The 272-nt window shown below is 74.3% G+C and carries 1 protein-coding gene; it reads right to left on the bottom strand.

The features are described 5' to 3' along the window. On the bottom strand, nucleotides 1-272 hold a 272-nt coding region (locus ACZ3GY_RS23975), incomplete at both ends, for a hypothetical protein (RefSeq protein WP_465912234.1).

The following is a 272-nucleotide window of genomic DNA, read 5'->3' as shown; positions in this document are numbered from 1 at the left end:
CGCACGGTCGTAGCGGTACCGGATGTAGGGCTCGAGCTTGTCGGCATCCTCGATCGGGGAGGCCCAGGTCGAGGCGCTGATGATGAGATCGGCGAACCCGCGCGTCGCGCGCTCGCTGAAGAGGAACGGCGACACCGGCGTGACGTGGTGGCCGAGCGCCTCGAGGGCGCGCGCCGCGACGAGCGCCGCCTCGCGGTTCTCGGGATGCACGGCTACGCCGGTCGGCGCCTCGAGCAGCAGGCCGACGCGCAGCCGCGGCCCGGCGGCGCGGA

This window comes from Pseudomonas sp. PME37.24/006, from assembly GCF_055556635.1.
Note: the sequence above shows the minus strand (reverse complement) of the source record. Positions and strands in the feature narration are given on the sequence as shown.